This window comes from Veillonella intestinalis, assembly GCF_943192895.1.
GTDB lineage: Bacteria > Bacillota > Negativicutes > Veillonellales > Veillonellaceae > Veillonella_A > Veillonella_A intestinalis.
This window is the reverse complement of the sequence record NZ_CALPCB010000001.1, coordinates 203,429-219,639: the sequence shown is the minus strand read 5'-3', so window position 1 is coordinate 219,639 and position 16,211 is coordinate 203,429. Positions and strand designations below refer to the sequence as shown.

The 16,211-nt window shown below is 38.5% G+C and carries 18 protein-coding genes and 1 other annotated feature; of the genes, 5 read left to right on the top strand and 13 right to left on the bottom strand.

Annotated features, from left to right (window positions below):
• Positions 1 to 7: 7 nt before the first annotated feature.
• Complete coding sequence (locus NFR27_RS01010; protein ID WP_251441572.1) at positions 8 to 928, bottom strand: mechanosensitive ion channel family protein; 921 nt, start codon at positions 926 to 928, stop codon at positions 8 to 10.
• A 214-nt stretch (positions 929 to 1,142) separates the two neighbouring features.
• On the opposite strand from NFR27_RS01010, the gene NFR27_RS01005 reads away from it, so the two are divergent.
• A complete protein-coding gene (locus tag NFR27_RS01005; RefSeq protein WP_251441571.1) occupies positions 1,143 to 1,910 on the top strand; it encodes an adenosylcobinamide amidohydrolase in 768 nt (255 codons plus the stop codon).
• Positions 1,911 to 1,920: 10 nt separating this feature from the next.
• Here the strand turns inward: NFR27_RS01005 and NFR27_RS01000 are convergent, their stop codons facing one another.
• A complete protein-coding gene (locus NFR27_RS01000; RefSeq protein WP_251441570.1) occupies positions 1,921 to 2,904 on the bottom strand; it encodes an asparaginase in 984 nt (327 codons plus the stop codon).
• Between the two features lie 211 nt (positions 2,905 to 3,115).
• Here NFR27_RS01000 and NFR27_RS00995 point away from each other — a divergent pair, with 211 nt between their 5' ends.
• Complete coding sequence (locus tag NFR27_RS00995; RefSeq protein WP_251441568.1) at positions 3,116 to 4,552, top strand: aminoacyl-histidine dipeptidase; 1,437 nt, start codon at positions 3,116 to 3,118, stop codon at positions 4,550 to 4,552.
• Positions 4,553 to 4,749: 197 nt separating this feature from the next.
• Here the strand turns inward: NFR27_RS00995 and NFR27_RS10080 are convergent, their stop codons facing one another.
• Positions 4,750 to 4,893, bottom strand: coding sequence for a hypothetical protein (locus NFR27_RS10080; protein WP_277612515.1), 144 nt, complete (start codon positions 4,891 to 4,893; stop codon positions 4,750 to 4,752).
• 69 nt (positions 4,894 to 4,962) lie between these two features.
• Between NFR27_RS10080 and NFR27_RS00990 the strand changes: the two genes are divergently transcribed.
• Entirely contained in the window at positions 4,963 to 5,478 is a 516-nt protein-coding gene (locus NFR27_RS00990) for a flavin reductase family protein (RefSeq protein ID WP_251441567.1), read from the top strand.
• A gap of 128 nt (positions 5,479 to 5,606) precedes the next feature.
• Here NFR27_RS00990 and NFR27_RS00985 read toward each other — a convergent pair whose 3' ends face one another.
• Entirely contained in the window at positions 5,607 to 6,011 is a 405-nt protein-coding gene (locus NFR27_RS00985) for a MerR family transcriptional regulator (protein WP_251441566.1), read from the bottom strand.
• 216 nt (positions 6,012 to 6,227) lie between these two features.
• Between NFR27_RS00985 and NFR27_RS00980 the strand changes: the two genes are divergently transcribed.
• The gene (locus tag NFR27_RS00980; RefSeq protein WP_251441565.1) at positions 6,228 to 6,416 is read left to right on the top strand and encodes a MerR family DNA-binding transcriptional regulator; all 189 of its coding nucleotides are present in this window, start codon (positions 6,228 to 6,230) and stop codon (positions 6,414 to 6,416) included.
• Positions 6,406 to 7,059 carry a MerR family transcriptional regulator gene (locus NFR27_RS00975; protein WP_251441564.1) on the top strand — a complete coding sequence of 218 codons (654 nt, stop codon included), beginning with the start codon at positions 6,406 to 6,408 and terminating at the stop codon, positions 7,057 to 7,059. The genes NFR27_RS00980 and NFR27_RS00975 overlap by 11 nt, the downstream gene beginning before the upstream one ends.
• Positions 7,060 to 7,195: 136 nt before the next feature.
• Here NFR27_RS00975 and NFR27_RS00970 read toward each other — a convergent pair whose 3' ends face one another.
• From NFR27_RS00970 to atpE, 9 genes are all read right to left on the bottom strand, one after another.
• Entirely contained in the window at positions 7,196 to 8,473 is a 1,278-nt protein-coding gene (locus NFR27_RS00970) for an O-acetylhomoserine aminocarboxypropyltransferase/cysteine synthase family protein (protein ID WP_251441563.1), read from the bottom strand.
• Positions 8,474 to 8,671: 198 nt separating this feature from the next.
• Positions 8,672 to 9,619 (bottom strand): homoserine O-acetyltransferase MetA, encoded by a 948-nt coding sequence (gene metA, locus NFR27_RS00965; protein WP_251441562.1) that lies wholly within the window; start codon positions 9,617 to 9,619, stop codon positions 8,672 to 8,674.
• A gap of 201 nt (positions 9,620 to 9,820) precedes the next feature.
• Positions 9,821 to 10,074: a binding site (T-box leader), on the bottom strand.
• Positions 10,075 to 10,473: 399 nt separating this feature from the next.
• Positions 10,474 to 10,890 (bottom strand): F0F1 ATP synthase subunit epsilon, encoded by a 417-nt coding sequence (locus tag NFR27_RS00960; protein ID WP_251441561.1) that lies wholly within the window; start codon positions 10,888 to 10,890, stop codon positions 10,474 to 10,476.
• Between the two features lie 3 nt (positions 10,891 to 10,893).
• On the bottom strand, positions 10,894 to 12,318 hold the full coding sequence (gene atpD / locus NFR27_RS00955) for a F0F1 ATP synthase subunit beta (RefSeq protein WP_251441560.1): 1,425 nt from the start codon (positions 12,316 to 12,318) through the stop codon (positions 10,894 to 10,896).
• Positions 12,319 to 12,348: 30 nt separating this feature from the next.
• The gene (gene atpG, locus NFR27_RS00950) at positions 12,349 to 13,215 is read right to left on the bottom strand and encodes an ATP synthase F1 subunit gamma (RefSeq protein ID WP_251441559.1); all 867 of its coding nucleotides are present in this window, start codon (positions 13,213 to 13,215) and stop codon (positions 12,349 to 12,351) included.
• 4 nt (positions 13,216 to 13,219) lie between these two features.
• Positions 13,220 to 14,755, bottom strand: coding sequence for a F0F1 ATP synthase subunit alpha (atpA, locus tag NFR27_RS00945; RefSeq protein WP_251441558.1), 1,536 nt, complete (start codon positions 14,753 to 14,755; stop codon positions 13,220 to 13,222).
• Between the two features lie 2 nt (positions 14,756 to 14,757).
• Positions 14,758 to 15,324 carry an ATP synthase F1 subunit delta gene (gene atpH / locus NFR27_RS00940; RefSeq protein ID WP_251441557.1) on the bottom strand — a complete coding sequence of 189 codons (567 nt, stop codon included), beginning with the start codon at positions 15,322 to 15,324 and terminating at the stop codon, positions 14,758 to 14,760.
• Positions 15,325 to 15,329: 5 nt separating this feature from the next.
• Positions 15,330 to 15,821, bottom strand: coding sequence for a F0F1 ATP synthase subunit B (gene atpF, locus NFR27_RS00935; protein WP_251441556.1), 492 nt, complete (start codon positions 15,819 to 15,821; stop codon positions 15,330 to 15,332).
• Between the two features lie 72 nt (positions 15,822 to 15,893).
• Positions 15,894 to 16,151, bottom strand: a complete 258-nt coding sequence (gene atpE, locus NFR27_RS00930; protein ID WP_115310381.1) for a F0F1 ATP synthase subunit C — start codon at positions 16,149 to 16,151, stop codon at positions 15,894 to 15,896.
• Positions 16,152 to 16,211: the final 60 nt, after the last annotated feature.

Genomic DNA, 16,211 nt, shown 5'->3' with positions numbered 1-16,211 from the left:
TAAATCCTTATTTCATATACTGACTCATATCACCTAAAGGCTTAGCCCCTTCATCCATCCCACTGCGCTGCACATGCACTACTCGTTGTGGATATGGAATATCAATACCTTCTTCATCAAAGCGATCTTTCACCGATGACATAGTGTCATAAAAAACAGCCATATAATCACCATTTTTTACAACAGGATATGCAGAAATGCGAACGGAGTTCTCTCCAAATTCACTAATACCAATCTCAACAGTTTCTCGGTTTACTATGCGCTCATCATTTTGCATAATTTCTTTAATCACTTCAATTGCTTGATGGTGGTTGTTATTATAGCCTATGTCAAAGACAAAAGGAACCACTCTCGTTTCATAATATGTACTATTAGTAACTTGCTGAGACGTTAACATAGAATTAGGAATAAATACAGTACGCATTTCCTTAGTCATAATCGTAGTATTCATAAATTGAATGCTTCGTACTGTCCCTGAAATTTCCCCTACTGTAATAAAGTCCCCTGCTTTAAATGGCTTAAAAATCAGAATTAATAAACCCGATGCAAAGTTTGATAGATTGTTTTGTAAAGAAAGGCCAATGGCTAAACCAAAGGCACCAAAGGCGGCCAATAACGAATTTGTTGGGAACCCTGCCGAGTTTAAAGCTGTTAATAAAACAATCGCTAGAATTCCATAGTAAATAATTTGGCTTACAAAGGAAATAACTGTGTGGTCATAATTAGCACGTGTCATCATGCGCATCGCCACATCACGAATAAAACGTGCAATATACATACCCACTAAAAATATAAGAATAGCGACAATGATACTAGGACCATGGTCTAAAAAAAAGTCTATCAATTTATCTAAATAACTTACACTATCTGCCACTTGTGTTTTTACCGTAGTCGATACAGACTCAGTTGTTGCACTAGCTAATAACATACAAACTCCTCTCTCCCCATATAAGCCCCATCAAGGATGACACTTACACAGAATTAACATAAAACAATGATGACAAAAACTAAAAAAGCATATATGATAACAATATGCTAAGATATATTAATAGGCTAACAAAAAGCCCTTTTACTTGCATTTAAAATGTATGCATACCTCAGTATATACTATCTATACGAATGTATCATGAATCGGAGTTCCTATGACTAAACATCCTGTTAATAACCCTTACCAAGTGCCTGCGCACTTAGCGGTTGGTGGTCAAGTAACCGTAAATAATACGTCCATTGTTGTCGCTTTTGACGAAGTTCGTTATAGCCTCAGCACAGGACCATTAAACGGTGGCCTTCATCACATAATGGCCATTCGCAATCAAAATTTACCCTTCTTTGTGAATACAGAAAAGGAATTACCTGGCGGTTCTGCGGCAGGCTATTTAAGCGCTGAATTTGAGCAAGAAGATTATCCCTTAAACTTTTGCACGGGCCTTATTACCAGTGCCACTATGGAATTTCATGTCTATGCCCAAGTAACGGCAGGCGATGTAATTGTTGAAACGATTGCAACCGCCGGCTTTGAAGCTACTGCTCACTGTGCCGGAGATGGCTTCTACTACGAAGAAAAAGATGGTGAATTCCATCAACCGGGCACCATCAATTTACTAGTGTTCACCAACAAAGCCCTTACTGATGGTGCTTTAACCAAAGCTTTGATTACCATTACAGAAGCTAAAAGTGCAGCCTTTAGAGACGCAGAAATTAAAAGTCTAATTAGTGGTGCCTATGCCACTGGTACGGCTACTGATGGTGTCATTCTTACTATCGATACCAATGGGGATGTATTAACTGACTCTGGCACCTATTCGCTCTTTGGCGACACCTTAGCCAAATGCGTGCGTCTCGCTATGGCACGGGCTTTTGAGAACATTGAACGGAAAGCTGAGCATGAACGTGCTCTTATAAATCAATAACAAGCAAGAATTAATATTCGTGAAAATAACGTTGTAACTGCTTTCGATCTGAGGTTTTCGTCAAACCTAACATCAATAATAAACGCGCTTTCGATGGTGTTAAGGTATCGCTCACAATAAAGCCATCCCGACTATCACTTGCCATGGCTGATACCATGCCACTACCCGTGCGTGAAGCTCGAACAATAGGAATATCACTGTGTTCTACAATTTGCTGAATTTTTTTAGGCAAAATGCCATGACCAAGCCCTGCGATTACCAACCCGCGGGGCTTTCCTTGTAGTACATAGTGAATTAACTCTGGATCTACACCACCATACAAAGTAAGTAATACTACTTTAGGTAAAGGCTCCGCAGTTAGTGGGGCAAATTCACTGTGTAAGGTATGTGTACGCAATGACTGATAATAAAAATGAGCCTCCCCAGCTTGCACAAAACCTAAATGACCAAAAAAGGCATTACCAAAAGCATCGACATCGGTTGTATGTTGCTTCACTACATCACGAGCACAATTAATCGTCCCATTTAAAGTAACAAGCACGCCCTGTCCTTGTGCTTGAGATGAACGGGCAACCTGCACAGCTTGCAATAAATTTAAAGGTCCGTCTGCACTAATGGCAGTGGCGGGGCGCATAGCCCCCACCATAACAATGGGCTTCTCCGTCCGTACTGTCAAATGTAGAAAATACGCCCCTTCTTCTAATGTGTCAGTGCCATGAGTAATTACCACAGCAGCCACATCATCTCGTTCCACATAAGTCTGCACCTTGCGTGAGAGCTCCGACCATATAGCAATTGTCATATCAGAACTATCTATATTACACAGTTGATGGCTTTCAAAAGGCCCATAGCCTTCTACACCAGGTACTGTTGCTAATACTTGGTCAATACTCAATTCACCAGCCTGATAGCCCGTTAAATCTTCGGCAGCCGAACTTTGTCCTGCAATAGTACCTCCAGTTCCAATGACAACAATTTTTTTGTCATAGACCATAGCGTAACCTCCTCTATGTTTACAGTTTTTTCATATCTATTATAACAAAGATTACTTCCTACTGGCTATGGAAAGAGAGGATTTTTCTCCTAGCGCTATCATATAAACTATGCAAGATTTTTATTACAAATTCTCGTAAATATGATACTATTAAAGTATGAAAATATTGTAAAACAAATTGTTAACCCTATTTAAAAAACGAGGTGTAACTATGAGTGCAACAAAAGTATTAGAATTTTTTAAAGCTATGAATCAAATCCCTCGCGGCTCCGGCAACGAAAAAGCGGTTAGTGATTGGCTCGCACAATTTGCCAAAGACCGTCAACTCGAAGTGAATCAAGACGAGGCGTACAATGTAATTATTCGTAAACCAGCAACACCAGGCTACGAAGATCGCCCAAGTGTAATCCTTCAAGGCCATATGGATATGGTTTGTGAAAAAAGTGAAACCTCTACCCACGACTTTACAAAAGATCCGATTGAATATATCGTCGATGGTGAATGGCTTCATGCCAATGAAACAACCTTAGGCGCTGATAATGGTATTGCTGTCGCTATGTCCTTAGCCATTTTAGACTCTGATAGCATTGCTCACGGCCCATTAGAATGTCTTTTCACAACAGCAGAAGAAACTGGTATGGACGGGGCCCTAGCAATCAAAGAAGGACAAACTCACGGTCAATATTTATTAAACATTGATACTGAAGTAGAAGGCGAATTTGTTGTTAGTTGTGCCGGTGGTTGCCGTGTAGATGTAGAAATTCCACGTTTACGAGATAATCGCGATTCCCAATTCACTAAAGCACTCAAATTAACCCTTAACGGCTTTTTAGGGGGCCACTCTGGCATTGAAATTCATAAAGAACGAGCTAATGGCAATCAAATTCTTGGTCGTCTACTTTATGAATTAGCTGGTCAATACAACTTCCAATTAGCCTCCTTCACTGGTGGCACTAAACACAATGCCATTCCTCGTGTAGGTTCCGCTACTATTTTATTAAAAGAAGCCGATGTTAAACCAGTAATGGCTTGGATTCAATCTAAAATAAAATCCTATCGCAGTGAGTATACACCACAGGATGAAAATATCGATATTCTCATTAGTGATGCAGACTTACCAGACACTGTATACGGTGGTGATACAGCAGAATCCTTATTAACCTTCTTATACTTAGCACCTAATGGTGTATTCGCTATGAATCATTCCTTAAAAGGATTAGTAGAAACAAGTAACAATGTAGCCATTGTAGAAGAATTGGAGCATAATATTCATTTGCTCATTTCCATTCGTAGCTTATCAGCTAGCTCCTTAGATTTCTTAACAAAGAAAATCCAATTATTAGCTAGCACCCTTGGTTTACCTGTCAAAATTGCTGGCGCTTATCCAGCATGGGAATATGAACCAGGTAGCCCATTAGAAGAACAAGCTACTGCCATTTATGAAAAAGTAACTGGTGAAAAACCAACTGTAACCGCCATTCATGCAGGCCTTGAATGTGGTCTCTTAAAAGCTGTTATGCCTAAAACACAGATGATTAGTTTTGGCCCAACAATTACCCATGCCCATACCCCTCAAGAACGGTTACATTTACCATCAGTAGAACATATCTATGAATATTTAAAAGTGTTGTTGAAAGAATTGAAATAAGTCTTTTAATGCACTGACACATAAAAGACAAGACAGTCCCTTTTACGCCCAGAGCTAACATGTAGCAATGGTCGTTTCAAGGGACTGTCTTTTTTCATTTTTTCTTTTTTTCATTTTTTTGTTTTACGTTTTTCTTATTAGTTTAAATCCTATTACAATGCTTCCCAGCACAAAGGATCCGAACTAACAAATTTTTATTAATCCTTGGTTCTAAAACCTGTATCATCTGGAACAAGAATTTGAATGGTTTCACCATCTTTACGACGTTCTTCAATTAAATTGGTACCCCAATCAGACATTTTTTCCAATATATGCCGTAAACTACAACCTCGTTCTGTCAAGCTATATACAACTCATTCTTATTAATCAATATATAATTAAACAAAGTAAATTAAGAAAGGACATCAACTATGAAAGAAATAGCAGTAAGTGAATTAAACTTAAATCCTATGACATTAATTGCCAAAGACTGGTTATTAATTACAGCTGGTAATGAAGAACGCGGATATAATACTATGACCGCTAGTTGGGGGCATCTAGGCGCGCTTTGGGCTCATAATAACGGCTTACCTACAGCCATTGTATATGTGCGTCCGCAACGATACACCAAAGAATTCATTGACCGTGAAGGCGAGTTTACCCTCTCATTCTTTACGAAAGAATATAAACGGGAGTTAGCTTACTTAGGGACTCACTCAGGCCGTGACGAAGATAAAGTTGCTAAAGCCGGTTTGACACCTGTATTTGACGGCGACCATACCTATTTCGGCGAGGCAGATTTAGTGCTTGTTTGCCGCAAAATTTATAGAGCCCCTATTATTGAAGAAGGTTTCATTGACAAAAAGGTGATGGAAGACACTTATCCTGAACGTGATTTCCACGATATGTATGTTGGTGAAATCACCAAAGTTCTTGTTAAAGACTAAGATACAAAACTAAAAAACAGGCGCAATCTTTATGTACTTACTTAATGTATCTTATACATAGTAATAAAAAAGGTTGCGCCTGTTTTCTTTTATACTATCCCGCTATTTTTTATCAACAGAATAAAGTTTTATTCATTTTCCTGTGTTGCTTTCCAATCATCCACTAATTTAGCCGTTGCTTGATTGCAGTCTTTATATACAACATCAATTTTATAATCTAATACTTTCAAACATTCTTGAATTTCGTGGAATTTTTCTAATAACTGTTCCCTCGTTTCCACCAAAATATCGCGCCGAGCTTCTTGGGTATGATCCCCTTCAATAGCCAATTTAACATATTCAACAATGCTCTCTAATGGAACTCCGGCTTTTTTAAAACAGAGGACAAATTCAAGCCATTTTACTGTAATTTCATCAAAATCACGAATCCCTGATGCGGTGCGTGGTACGGCGGGAATTAAACCAATGCGTTCATAATACCGCAATGTATCTGTTGTAATATCAAATTGCTCGGCTACTTCTTTAATTGTCACTATATCATCTCCTTATGCCTATTTTAAACTGACTTCATTTCAACATCTATTTGTTATCTATTGTAATACTTGAAGTAGACTCCAAGTCAAGTCTATCTTTCTAAAAGACTATCTTCCTTCTATTTGCTGTATACCTATCATACAGTAGTATAATATAGTATTATACTTACACTAAGTTCATGATAAAAACTATCAAAATTACTGTTGGAGCGTATTATGAAAGAGTTAATTTCGATCAGTGAAATGGCTAAACTACACGGCATGAGCCGACAAACCTTAATCCATTATGATAAGATTGGCCTTTTTAAGCCAATATATACTAATAATCGTGGCTTTCGCTACTATAGCAAACAGCAAATTCCCTTTATGAGAAAAATTGACTTTTTAAAAAAACTTGGGCATTAGTTTAAAAGATATTGCTGATTGTGTGCAGGATAATAAATTAGACAATACACTAGCTTTACTACAAAAACATCGAACTCATATAGCCGAAGAAATTGCTAATTTACAAATTATTGAACAGCGTATAAGCCAACAAATTAATTTACTGGAAGATGCTCGCGAAGTAACAAGTCAATCTGTACATACGCCGTTCATAACTAAACGAAGTGAACATCAAATTATTTACAAAGAATATATTAAACCGATTAGTCGCGAAAACTTAAGTTTAACACTGGTCAATTTATGGCACGAATTATTTAAAGGACAACTACTACCGTCCGCTGGCTTCGGTTCATATTTCCCAAAAGACAGCATAATCAAAGGCCAACCCTTAGAAGGGGCCGGCAGTTGTATCTTCGTCCCCCTTATGGATTTGCCGCAACTGCGTACCGCCACTTTGCCCGCCGGACTATATGCTTGTCTTTATAAATATGGCATGCCTTATGAAACAAAACACATAGAATACTTGTACGACTGGCTCACTCAAGAAGGCTATGAATTAGCTGGCGGAAGTATCGATACCTGCCTATTAGATACTACCCTTTATGACGGTAATCAAGATGTAGATTTTTGCCTCTTAGAAATGCCGATTAGAAAAAAAGTATAATTAAATATTGCCTATTAAAAAGGCTGTAACAACCTAAGGATAGTATCCCCATGTTGTTACAGCCTTTTATCAATCTATTAATTAATACCACCAATACTCTGTATATGCATATGGATTCTTAATAGTTTTTATCTCTTTATACGTGTTCCAAAGCTTGTGCCAAGTCATCGATTAAGTCCTCCACATTTTCAATCCCTACAGAAATACGAATCATGTCTGGCGTTACCCCTGCCGCTTTTTGTTCCTCTTCATTAAGCTGTGCATGAGTTGTACTGGATGGGTGAATGACTAAGGATTTAGCATCCCCTACATTTGCCAAATTAGAGAAAATCTGAAGTTCATCTACAAATTTAATGCCTTCCGCTTTACCACCTTTAATGCCAAAGGTAAAAATAGAGCCAACTCCTTTTGGATAGTATTTATCAGCCAATGCTTTATACTTACTATCCTTTAATTCAGGATAATTAACCCAAGCTACTTTCGGATGATTAACAAGGAAATCAATAATTTTGCGCGTATTGGCTACATGTCGTTCTACACGGAGCGATAATGTTTCAATCCCTTGAAGAATTAACCACGCTGCTAATGGTGTTAATGTGGCCCCTGTATCACGAAGCAATTGAGCACGTACCTTCACAGTAAACGGAATTGGTAAATCACCATATACAAGGCCATTATAATGTACATCCCCAGCTACAAAATCAGGATAACGACCACTCGCTTTATAATCAAAAGTACCACTTTCTACAATAACCCCAGCAATAGTTGTACCATGACCGCCTAGGAATTTAGTGGCAGAGTGAACCACCACATCAGCACCATGTTCAATAGGACGAATTAAATAAGGTGTACCAAAGGTATTGTCTACAATAAGAATAATGCCATGTTTATGTGCAATATCAGCTACTGCTTGAATGTCAATTAGATTAATATTAGGATTACCAATCGATTCAATATAAATAGCTTTAGTATTCTCATCAATAGCTGCTTCATATCCAGCTAAATCATCAGGATCAACAAACTTAGTGGTAATGCCAAAGCGTGGCAAGGTTGCACTAAATAGATTATAAGTACCACCATATAAAGTAGAGGCTGCAATAATGTTGTCCCCTGTACCAGCCACATTTTGAATAGCATAGGTAATCGCCGCTGAACCAGAACCTACTGATAAAGCGCCAGCCCCACCTTCTAAAGCAGCTACACGTTTTTCAAGCACATCATTCGTTGGTGTACCAAGGCGAGAATAAATAGCGCCTGGATCACGTAGAGCAAAGCGGTCAGCTGCTTGCTGAGCATCTTTAAAGACATAACTTGTAGTTTGATGGATAGGTACTGCACGAGCCCCTGTCTCATCAACAACTTGACCTTCATGTAATTGAATTGTTTCGAATTTGTACTGTTTGTTGTTGCTCATAATAAATCTCTCCTTTTTCTCTCCGTTAGTGTTTCCGTCGGTTTCTCACGCCGACTTCCCTCTTTTCTCAAATACTTCTTATACCTCTCCAGCTAAGCTATCATTGAAGGCATTTATTTTATTTTATTTTATTTTTTATTTTATTTTTTATTTTATTTTTTATTTTGTTTTAATTTCTAATTTCGAATTAGCCTTAACTTAATCGCGATGAAGTCTTTGTCGCTTCATCTTCTTTATTTGCTCAATAATATACGGTGTTTCTTGGTACACATAATAATTAAGCCAATTGGTAAATAATAAAGTACCAGTGGAACGCCAACGCACAATGGGTTCTTTAGTAGGATCATCATCAGGATAATAGTTTTCAGGAACCGTTATCCCTAAGCCTAAGCCAATATCTCGTTCATATTCGCGCTGCAATGTATCCCTATCGTACTCAGAATGTCCAAAGACAAAAATATGTTTATTATCTAAACTTCGTACAATAGCAGCCCCCGCTTTATCTGAAGCCGCTAAAATTTCCAACTGTTTATTCGCCCTAATTTCATCGATGGATACTGTCGTATGCCTAGAATGAGGCATATAAAACACTTCATCCATACCACGTAATAACATAGGCTGTGTATTCAATACATCATTTTCAAAAACACCAAATAATTTAGTTGGTAATACACTCTTATCAATACCAAAGTGATAATACAAACCCGCTTGCGCCCCCCAACAAATATATAGGGTAGAGTATACATGATCTTCACTCCACGCCATAATCCGTGTTAGTTCGTGCCAATAATTAACTTCTTCAAAAGGCATTAACTCAATAGGTGCTCCCGTAATAATCATACCATCAAAGAATTGCTCTTTAATTTCATCAAAGGTCCGATAAAAAGAAATTAAATGATCTTCTGACGTATGCGCTGCTTTATGTGTCACCATGTGAAGTAAGGTAATATCTAGCTGCAACGGCGTATTGCTTAAGGCTCTTAAAATTTGTGTTTCTGTAATTTCCTTAGTAGGCATCAAATTCACAATTAAAATTTGTAGCGGTCGAATATCTTGCGATTCAGCTCTTACCGTATCCATGACAAATATGTTTTCTTCTGCCAACCTAGCAATAGCCGGCAAATCTTTGACTACTGTAATGGGCATTTACTATCTCGCCTCCCCCTATACCTCAACTCTCTGTTTTCTCTAAACTCTCTACTTTCTCAATCCCCTAATTCTCTCTTTTTTCTCAAGCACTACTTTCATCCCATAAAATTTGACGTTTGCAAAAGGTCTCTCACCTCTTTTGTTCCGTCTAAAGCCACAAATACAGGTATAAAAAAACATCCTCTATTCACAATCGTGAACAAGGACGTCAAAAACGTGTTACCACCTTGATTTAGCTAAACTTCACAGTTTACCCCTCAACCAGTACGTCTTATTTATCAATAAGATTATACTGTGGCATTGTAACGGTTGCATCCGCCGAGACTAAAGCTTACGCATTCCACCTCGGATACTCCAAGACCATTTTCCTCGCAATCTTTTGCATCCCCTTCCACCTACCGGGACTCTCTGTGCCAACGCCATACGAATACTTATCTCTTCATCGTCAATTCTGTATTTGTCTGCTATCGATGTCATATTGTTGTTGTATCGATGTGATTACTATACCAGTGGACAAAAAAACTGTCAACACAGTTTTTAAGGCAGTCCATTACAAATGGACTTTCCTAGCATTACTTAATCTACCACTATCTACCTCTTATTCTGAATGCAACCAACCTTAATCCTATACATACTCTAGGAAATTTAATAATCAAGTATAATTAAATTCCCCATTTGCTATAGTCTCAAACTATAACAAACCACAAAGAAGAACTATAAACTTGTCCACTCCAGATATAACAAAAAAAGTTGCTTATATAAATTCTAAGAGAAATTATATAAGCAACTTTTGAATACATTCTTACCTATTACAGTCTAAACAAAGTATTAAACTAATTAACAAACTTTAATTAGCCTACTTTATTTTTAATATCTAAACGTAATAAGGAGCGTTTTAGGGCTAATTGGGCACGTTGGAAATCTATTTCTTCGCTTTTACTTTGCAAGCGTTCTTCCGCCCGTGCTTTAGCTCGTTTAGCACGTTCTACATCAATATCTTCCGGCAATTCACAATTTGGCGTCACAACAGTGATTTCATTATCTTTAATTTCTAAAAAACCACCAAAGTTAGCTAAAAATATTTTTTTACCTTCTACCGTATCAATGCGCAAAGGTGCAATTTCTAAAGCAGCTACTAAATTAGCATGACGTGGTAGAATCCCTAAATCACCAATTTCTGTACGGGCTACTACAAAACTAACGTCACCAGAATAGACTGTCGCATCTGGGGTGATAATATTCAAATGCATAGTTTTACCACTACTCATGAATTATTCCCCCTTCTCCAACAATTCCTTTCCTTTTTCAACCGCTTCATCAATCGTGCCGACCATATAGAATGCATTTTCTGGTAAATTATCGTGTTTACCTTCCAAAATTTCTTTAAAACCACGTAAGGTTTCTTTTAATGGCACATATTTCCCTGGCGAACCAGTAAATACTTCAGCTACGAAGAATGGTTGGCTGAGGAAACGTTGAATCTTACGAGCACGTGCTACTGTTAATTTATCTTCTTCAGACAATTCTTCCATACCAAGAATAGCAATAATATCTTGCAAATCTTTGTATTTCTGTAATACTTCCTGTACACCACGAGCTATTTTATAATGTTCTTCCCCTAATACTAATGGGTCAAGAATACGACTCGTTGAATCCAATGGATCCACCGCTGGATAAATCCCGATTTCTGCAATAGAACGAGATAATACAGTCGTAGCATCCAAATGCGCGAATGTAGCTGCTGGCGCTGGGTCAGTCAAGTCATCGGCTGGTACATATACTGCTTGTACAGATGTAATGGAACCTTCTTTAGTAGACGTAATACGTTCTTGAAGGGCCCCTACGTCATTTGCCAAAGTTGGCTGATACCCTACGGCAGATGGCATACGACCTAACAATGCGGATACTTCAGAACCGGCCTGAATGAAACGGAAAATGTTATCTACGAATAACAATACGTCCTGTTTCTGCACGTCACGGAAGTATTCTGCCATAGTCAAACCAGTTAACGCTACACGCATACGAGCTCCTGGTGGCTCATTCATCTGACCATATACTAAGGCAGTCTTAGAAATAACGCCAGATTCCTTCATTTCATTCCAAAGGTCATTCCCTTCACGAGTACGTTCCCCTACACCGGAGAAAACAGAATAACCACCATGTTCTGTAGCGATATTATGGATTAATTCCATGATTAATACGGTTTTACCTACACCGGCACCACCGAACAAACCAATTTTACCACCTTTTACATAAGGTGCAATCAAGTCAACTACTTTAATACCAGTTTCAAGAATTGTTGTTTCTGGTGCTAAATCATCAAATTTAGGTGCTGGACGGTGAATTGGCCACATTTCCTCAGACTTAACTGGTGTATCATCATGGTCAACAGTCTCACCAAGCACGTTAAAGATACGGCCAAGCACGCCATCACCAACTGGTACAGAGATAGCAGCACCTGTATCGACTGCTTCCATACCGCGAGTAAGGCCATCGGTAGAGCTCATAGCAACGGCACGAACTGTGTCGTCCCCTAAGTGTTGCATAACTTCAACTACAATCACTTCTTCTTTACCGGAGTCGCTTGTCTTTTTAATATGAATTGCGTTGTAAATAGCTGGTAAGTTCCCTGCCGTAAAAAGAACGTCAACTACTGGTCCAATAACCTGTACAACTTTACCTATATTATTACTCATTTAAGAGGTCTCTCCTCCTTTGTCGTTACCCTATTGCAAGGCATTCGCGCCGCCCACAATTTCCGAAATTTCGTTTGTAATGCCAGCTTGGCGTAGTTTATTGTATTCCAAATTCAATGTACTAATTAATTCACCTGCATTATCGGTTGCGGACGTCATAGCCGTCATACGAGCACCAAGCTCACTAGCAGAAGCCTGCAATAATGCATTATACATAGTAATTTCTAAATATTTAGGTAACAATTGATCGTAAATGGTTTCTACATTTGGCTCATAAATATATAAATCATTTAATGCGCCATCCTCATGTGCTTCTGTTTCAATAGGGAGTAATTTAAGACTTTGCACAGTCTGTGTTAAAGAATTAACAAAGTGTGTATAAATCAAAACTACTTCATCCACAGTGCCTTCTAAGAATAGATTCGTCGCTTCTTGTACGATTTGACGGGCATGGCTATATTCAGGTTTATCTGAAAAGCCTACATGGGAGTGAGCAAGATCATAATGATGATATTGCAAGAATTCCGTTGCTTTACGGCCTACTGTAATAGTTTCAAAATTATTTGCATCTTTACCTTCGGTAGCTTGCAAAAAGAATTTAATCAAATTACTAGTATATGCACCAGCTAAGCCTTTATCAGCACCAACCAAGATATAACACGTGCGATTAACTTCTCTCACCTGCATCAGTGGATAGGCGGCTAATACTTCACTATCTAATGTACTTGCTACATTAGTAAGAATCTGACCTAGTTTTTCCGCATATGGTTCTGTAGATTTGGCTTTGGTCTGTGCACGGCGCAATCGAGCAGACGCTACCATCTTCATGGCTTTAGTAATCTGCTGCGTATTAGACACACTTTTGATGCGCTTACGCAAATCTTGTGCACTACTCATAACCCTATGCCTCCTCAGTAATTAAGTGATGGGATTCGCCAAAAGCTTTAATGCATTCTTGAATTGCTTTTTTCAATAGTTCTTCAGTTGCTTCATCTAATTTTTTAGAAGACGCAATGTTAGTAAGAATTTCACTATAATTACCATGTACATAGCGCAATAATTCAGTTTGGAATGCTGGCACATCGGCTACTTCAATAGTGGCAAAATAGCCATTAATCCCTGCATATAAACATACAACCTGCTCTTCTACCTTCAATGGTGAATACTGTGGTTGTTTCAACATTTCAGTCAAACGTTCACCACGATCAAGTTGTGCTTTTGTGGATTTATCAAGGTCAGAACCAAACTGAGCAAACGCTGCCAATTCACGATACTGTGCTAAGTCAAGACGTAATTTACCAGCTACTTGTTTCATCGCTTTAATCTGAGCACTACCACCTACACGGGATACGGATAAACCAACGTCAACGGCTGGTCGAATACCAGAATAGAACATATCTGTGCCAAGGAAAATCTGACCGTCCGTAATGGAAATTACGTTCGTAGGAATATAGGCTGATACGTCACCAGCTTGCGTTTCAATAATTGGCAACGCTGTAATGGAACCGCCACCTAATTCATCAGATAATTTAGCAGCTCGTTCTAATAGACGAGAATGTAAATAGAATACGTCACCAGGATATGCTTCACGTCCTGGTGGACGACGAAGTAATAAACTCATGGCACGATATGCGGCCGCTTGTTTGGATAAGTCATCATATACGCAAAGTACGTGTTTACCTTGATACATGAAGTGTTCACCCATAGCAACACCAGCATATGGCGCAATATACTGCATTGGTGCCCCTTCAGAAGCGCCAGCAGATACTACAATCGTGTAGTCCATAGCGCCTGCTTCTTGTAATTTTTGTACTACACGAGCTACCGTAGATTCTTTTTGACCAATGGCTACATAAATACAAATAACATCTTGCCCTTTTTGATTCAAGATTGTATCAATAGCAATCGCAGATTTACCTGTACCACGGTCACCGATAATTAACTCACGTTGACCACGACCAATTGGAACCATAGCATCAATCGCTTTTAAACCAGTTTGTAATGGTTCAAATACAGATTTACGGTCAGCAATACCAGGTGCAGGATATTCAATTGGACGATGACCTTCTGGCGTAATCGCCCCTTTGCCATCAATTGGTTGACCTAAGGCATTAACTACACGGCCAATCAATTGTTCACCTACTGGAACCTGCATGATACGACCAGTACGACGCACTTGATCGCCTTCTTTAATTAAAAAATCATTACCTAGTAGTACAGCCCCTACATTGTCTAACTCTAAGTTCTGTACCATACCATATACACCATGAGGTAATTCTAACAATTCACCTGCCATGGCCTTTTCAAGACCGTAAATATGTGCAATACCATCGCCTACTTCAAGCACAGTACCCACATCATCAACGTTAAGTTCCACATCGTAGTCCTGAATCTGCTGTTTAATTATGGCAGTAATTTCTTCAGGCTTCATTTTCATACTTAACCATTCACCCCAATCTCTGTTGTATCGGATTTAAGCAAATGCTTCTTCAAATCATCCATACGACGCAATACACTGGCATCAATGCGTGTATCGCCAATTTGGATAATTAACCCACCCACAATCGTAGGATCTACTTTAATGGTAAAAACATATTGCTTACCCGTAATTGCTTTTAATTTATCTGCCAACTGTGTATATACTTCTTCTGGCATAGCTTGACTCACTGTAACGGTGGCTGCAAATATACCACGGGCTTCCCGTGCTTTATTAATAAACTCTGCAATGGTAGCCTGAATATACCGTATACGCCCTCGTTTCACCATGATATACAAGGTATTTAACGCCATTTTATGAATTGCTTGACCAAAAATTTTAGTCAATATATCACATTTGGCTTGTGCTTCTAGGGCAGGGTACAACAACAATGTGCCTAGTCCAGGTTGCGTATCCATAACTTCTTTTACGTAGGAAAGATCCGTTTCCATTTGTTCAAGGATTTGCTGTTCCTGCGCCAATTCAAAGATAGCGGTACTGTATTTATCTGTTACAATGTTTACGCTCATACCAATCACCCTAATGCTTTACTGTCAAGCTTAGCAATTGCTTCTTTTACAAGTTCCACATTAGCTTGACTATCCATATTTTTAGCCACAAGTTTGCCAGCAATAGCTACCGACAAGGTAACCATGTCTTCACGCATTTTTTCTAATGCTTTGGCTTGTTCACGGGCAATTTCATTACGAGCTTCTTCTTTTTCACGTACTAGCTGTTCTTTTAATTCCTTAATTTGAGCTTGCGTATTACGCTCTGCTAACTGAGCTGCTTTTTCAACAATAGCTTGTGCTTCTTTACGAGCATTTGCTAATTGCGCTTCATATTCTTTACGAGTCGCTTCTGCTGAATCTAATGTAGCTTGAGCATTCGCTAAATCGCCTTCAATCTTTTTGCGTCGTGCTTCCATAACGCCAACTAAAGGTTTAAACGCAAATTTCGCTAAAATCGCCACTAAAATAAAGAAATTGATAAATTGAACCAGCAATGTACCGTTTATTTCTACCAACGGCGTAACCCCCTCTTAAACTTGGAATTATAACTTGCCTTGTTGTATTCGTTCAATTTAAAAATCATCTAATTATAGTTTACCAATAACTACATCCGTGAATACAAGAACGATGGCAATAACTGTTGCAATGATTGGAATAGATTCAATCAAACCGATGGAAATAAATAAATTAGTCATGATCTTACCAGCCATCTCAGGTTGACGAGTCATCCCTTCAAATGCTTTACGAACTGCCAAAGCATCACCGAAGGCAGCTGCCAATGCGGCTAAACCAGCTACTAAACAAGCACTGAATACACTCACTGACAATAAGATTGCTTTTTCCATAATAAAATTCCTCCTAAAAATGTAATTTAATACTATCTAATATCTACTTAATTAGATTGT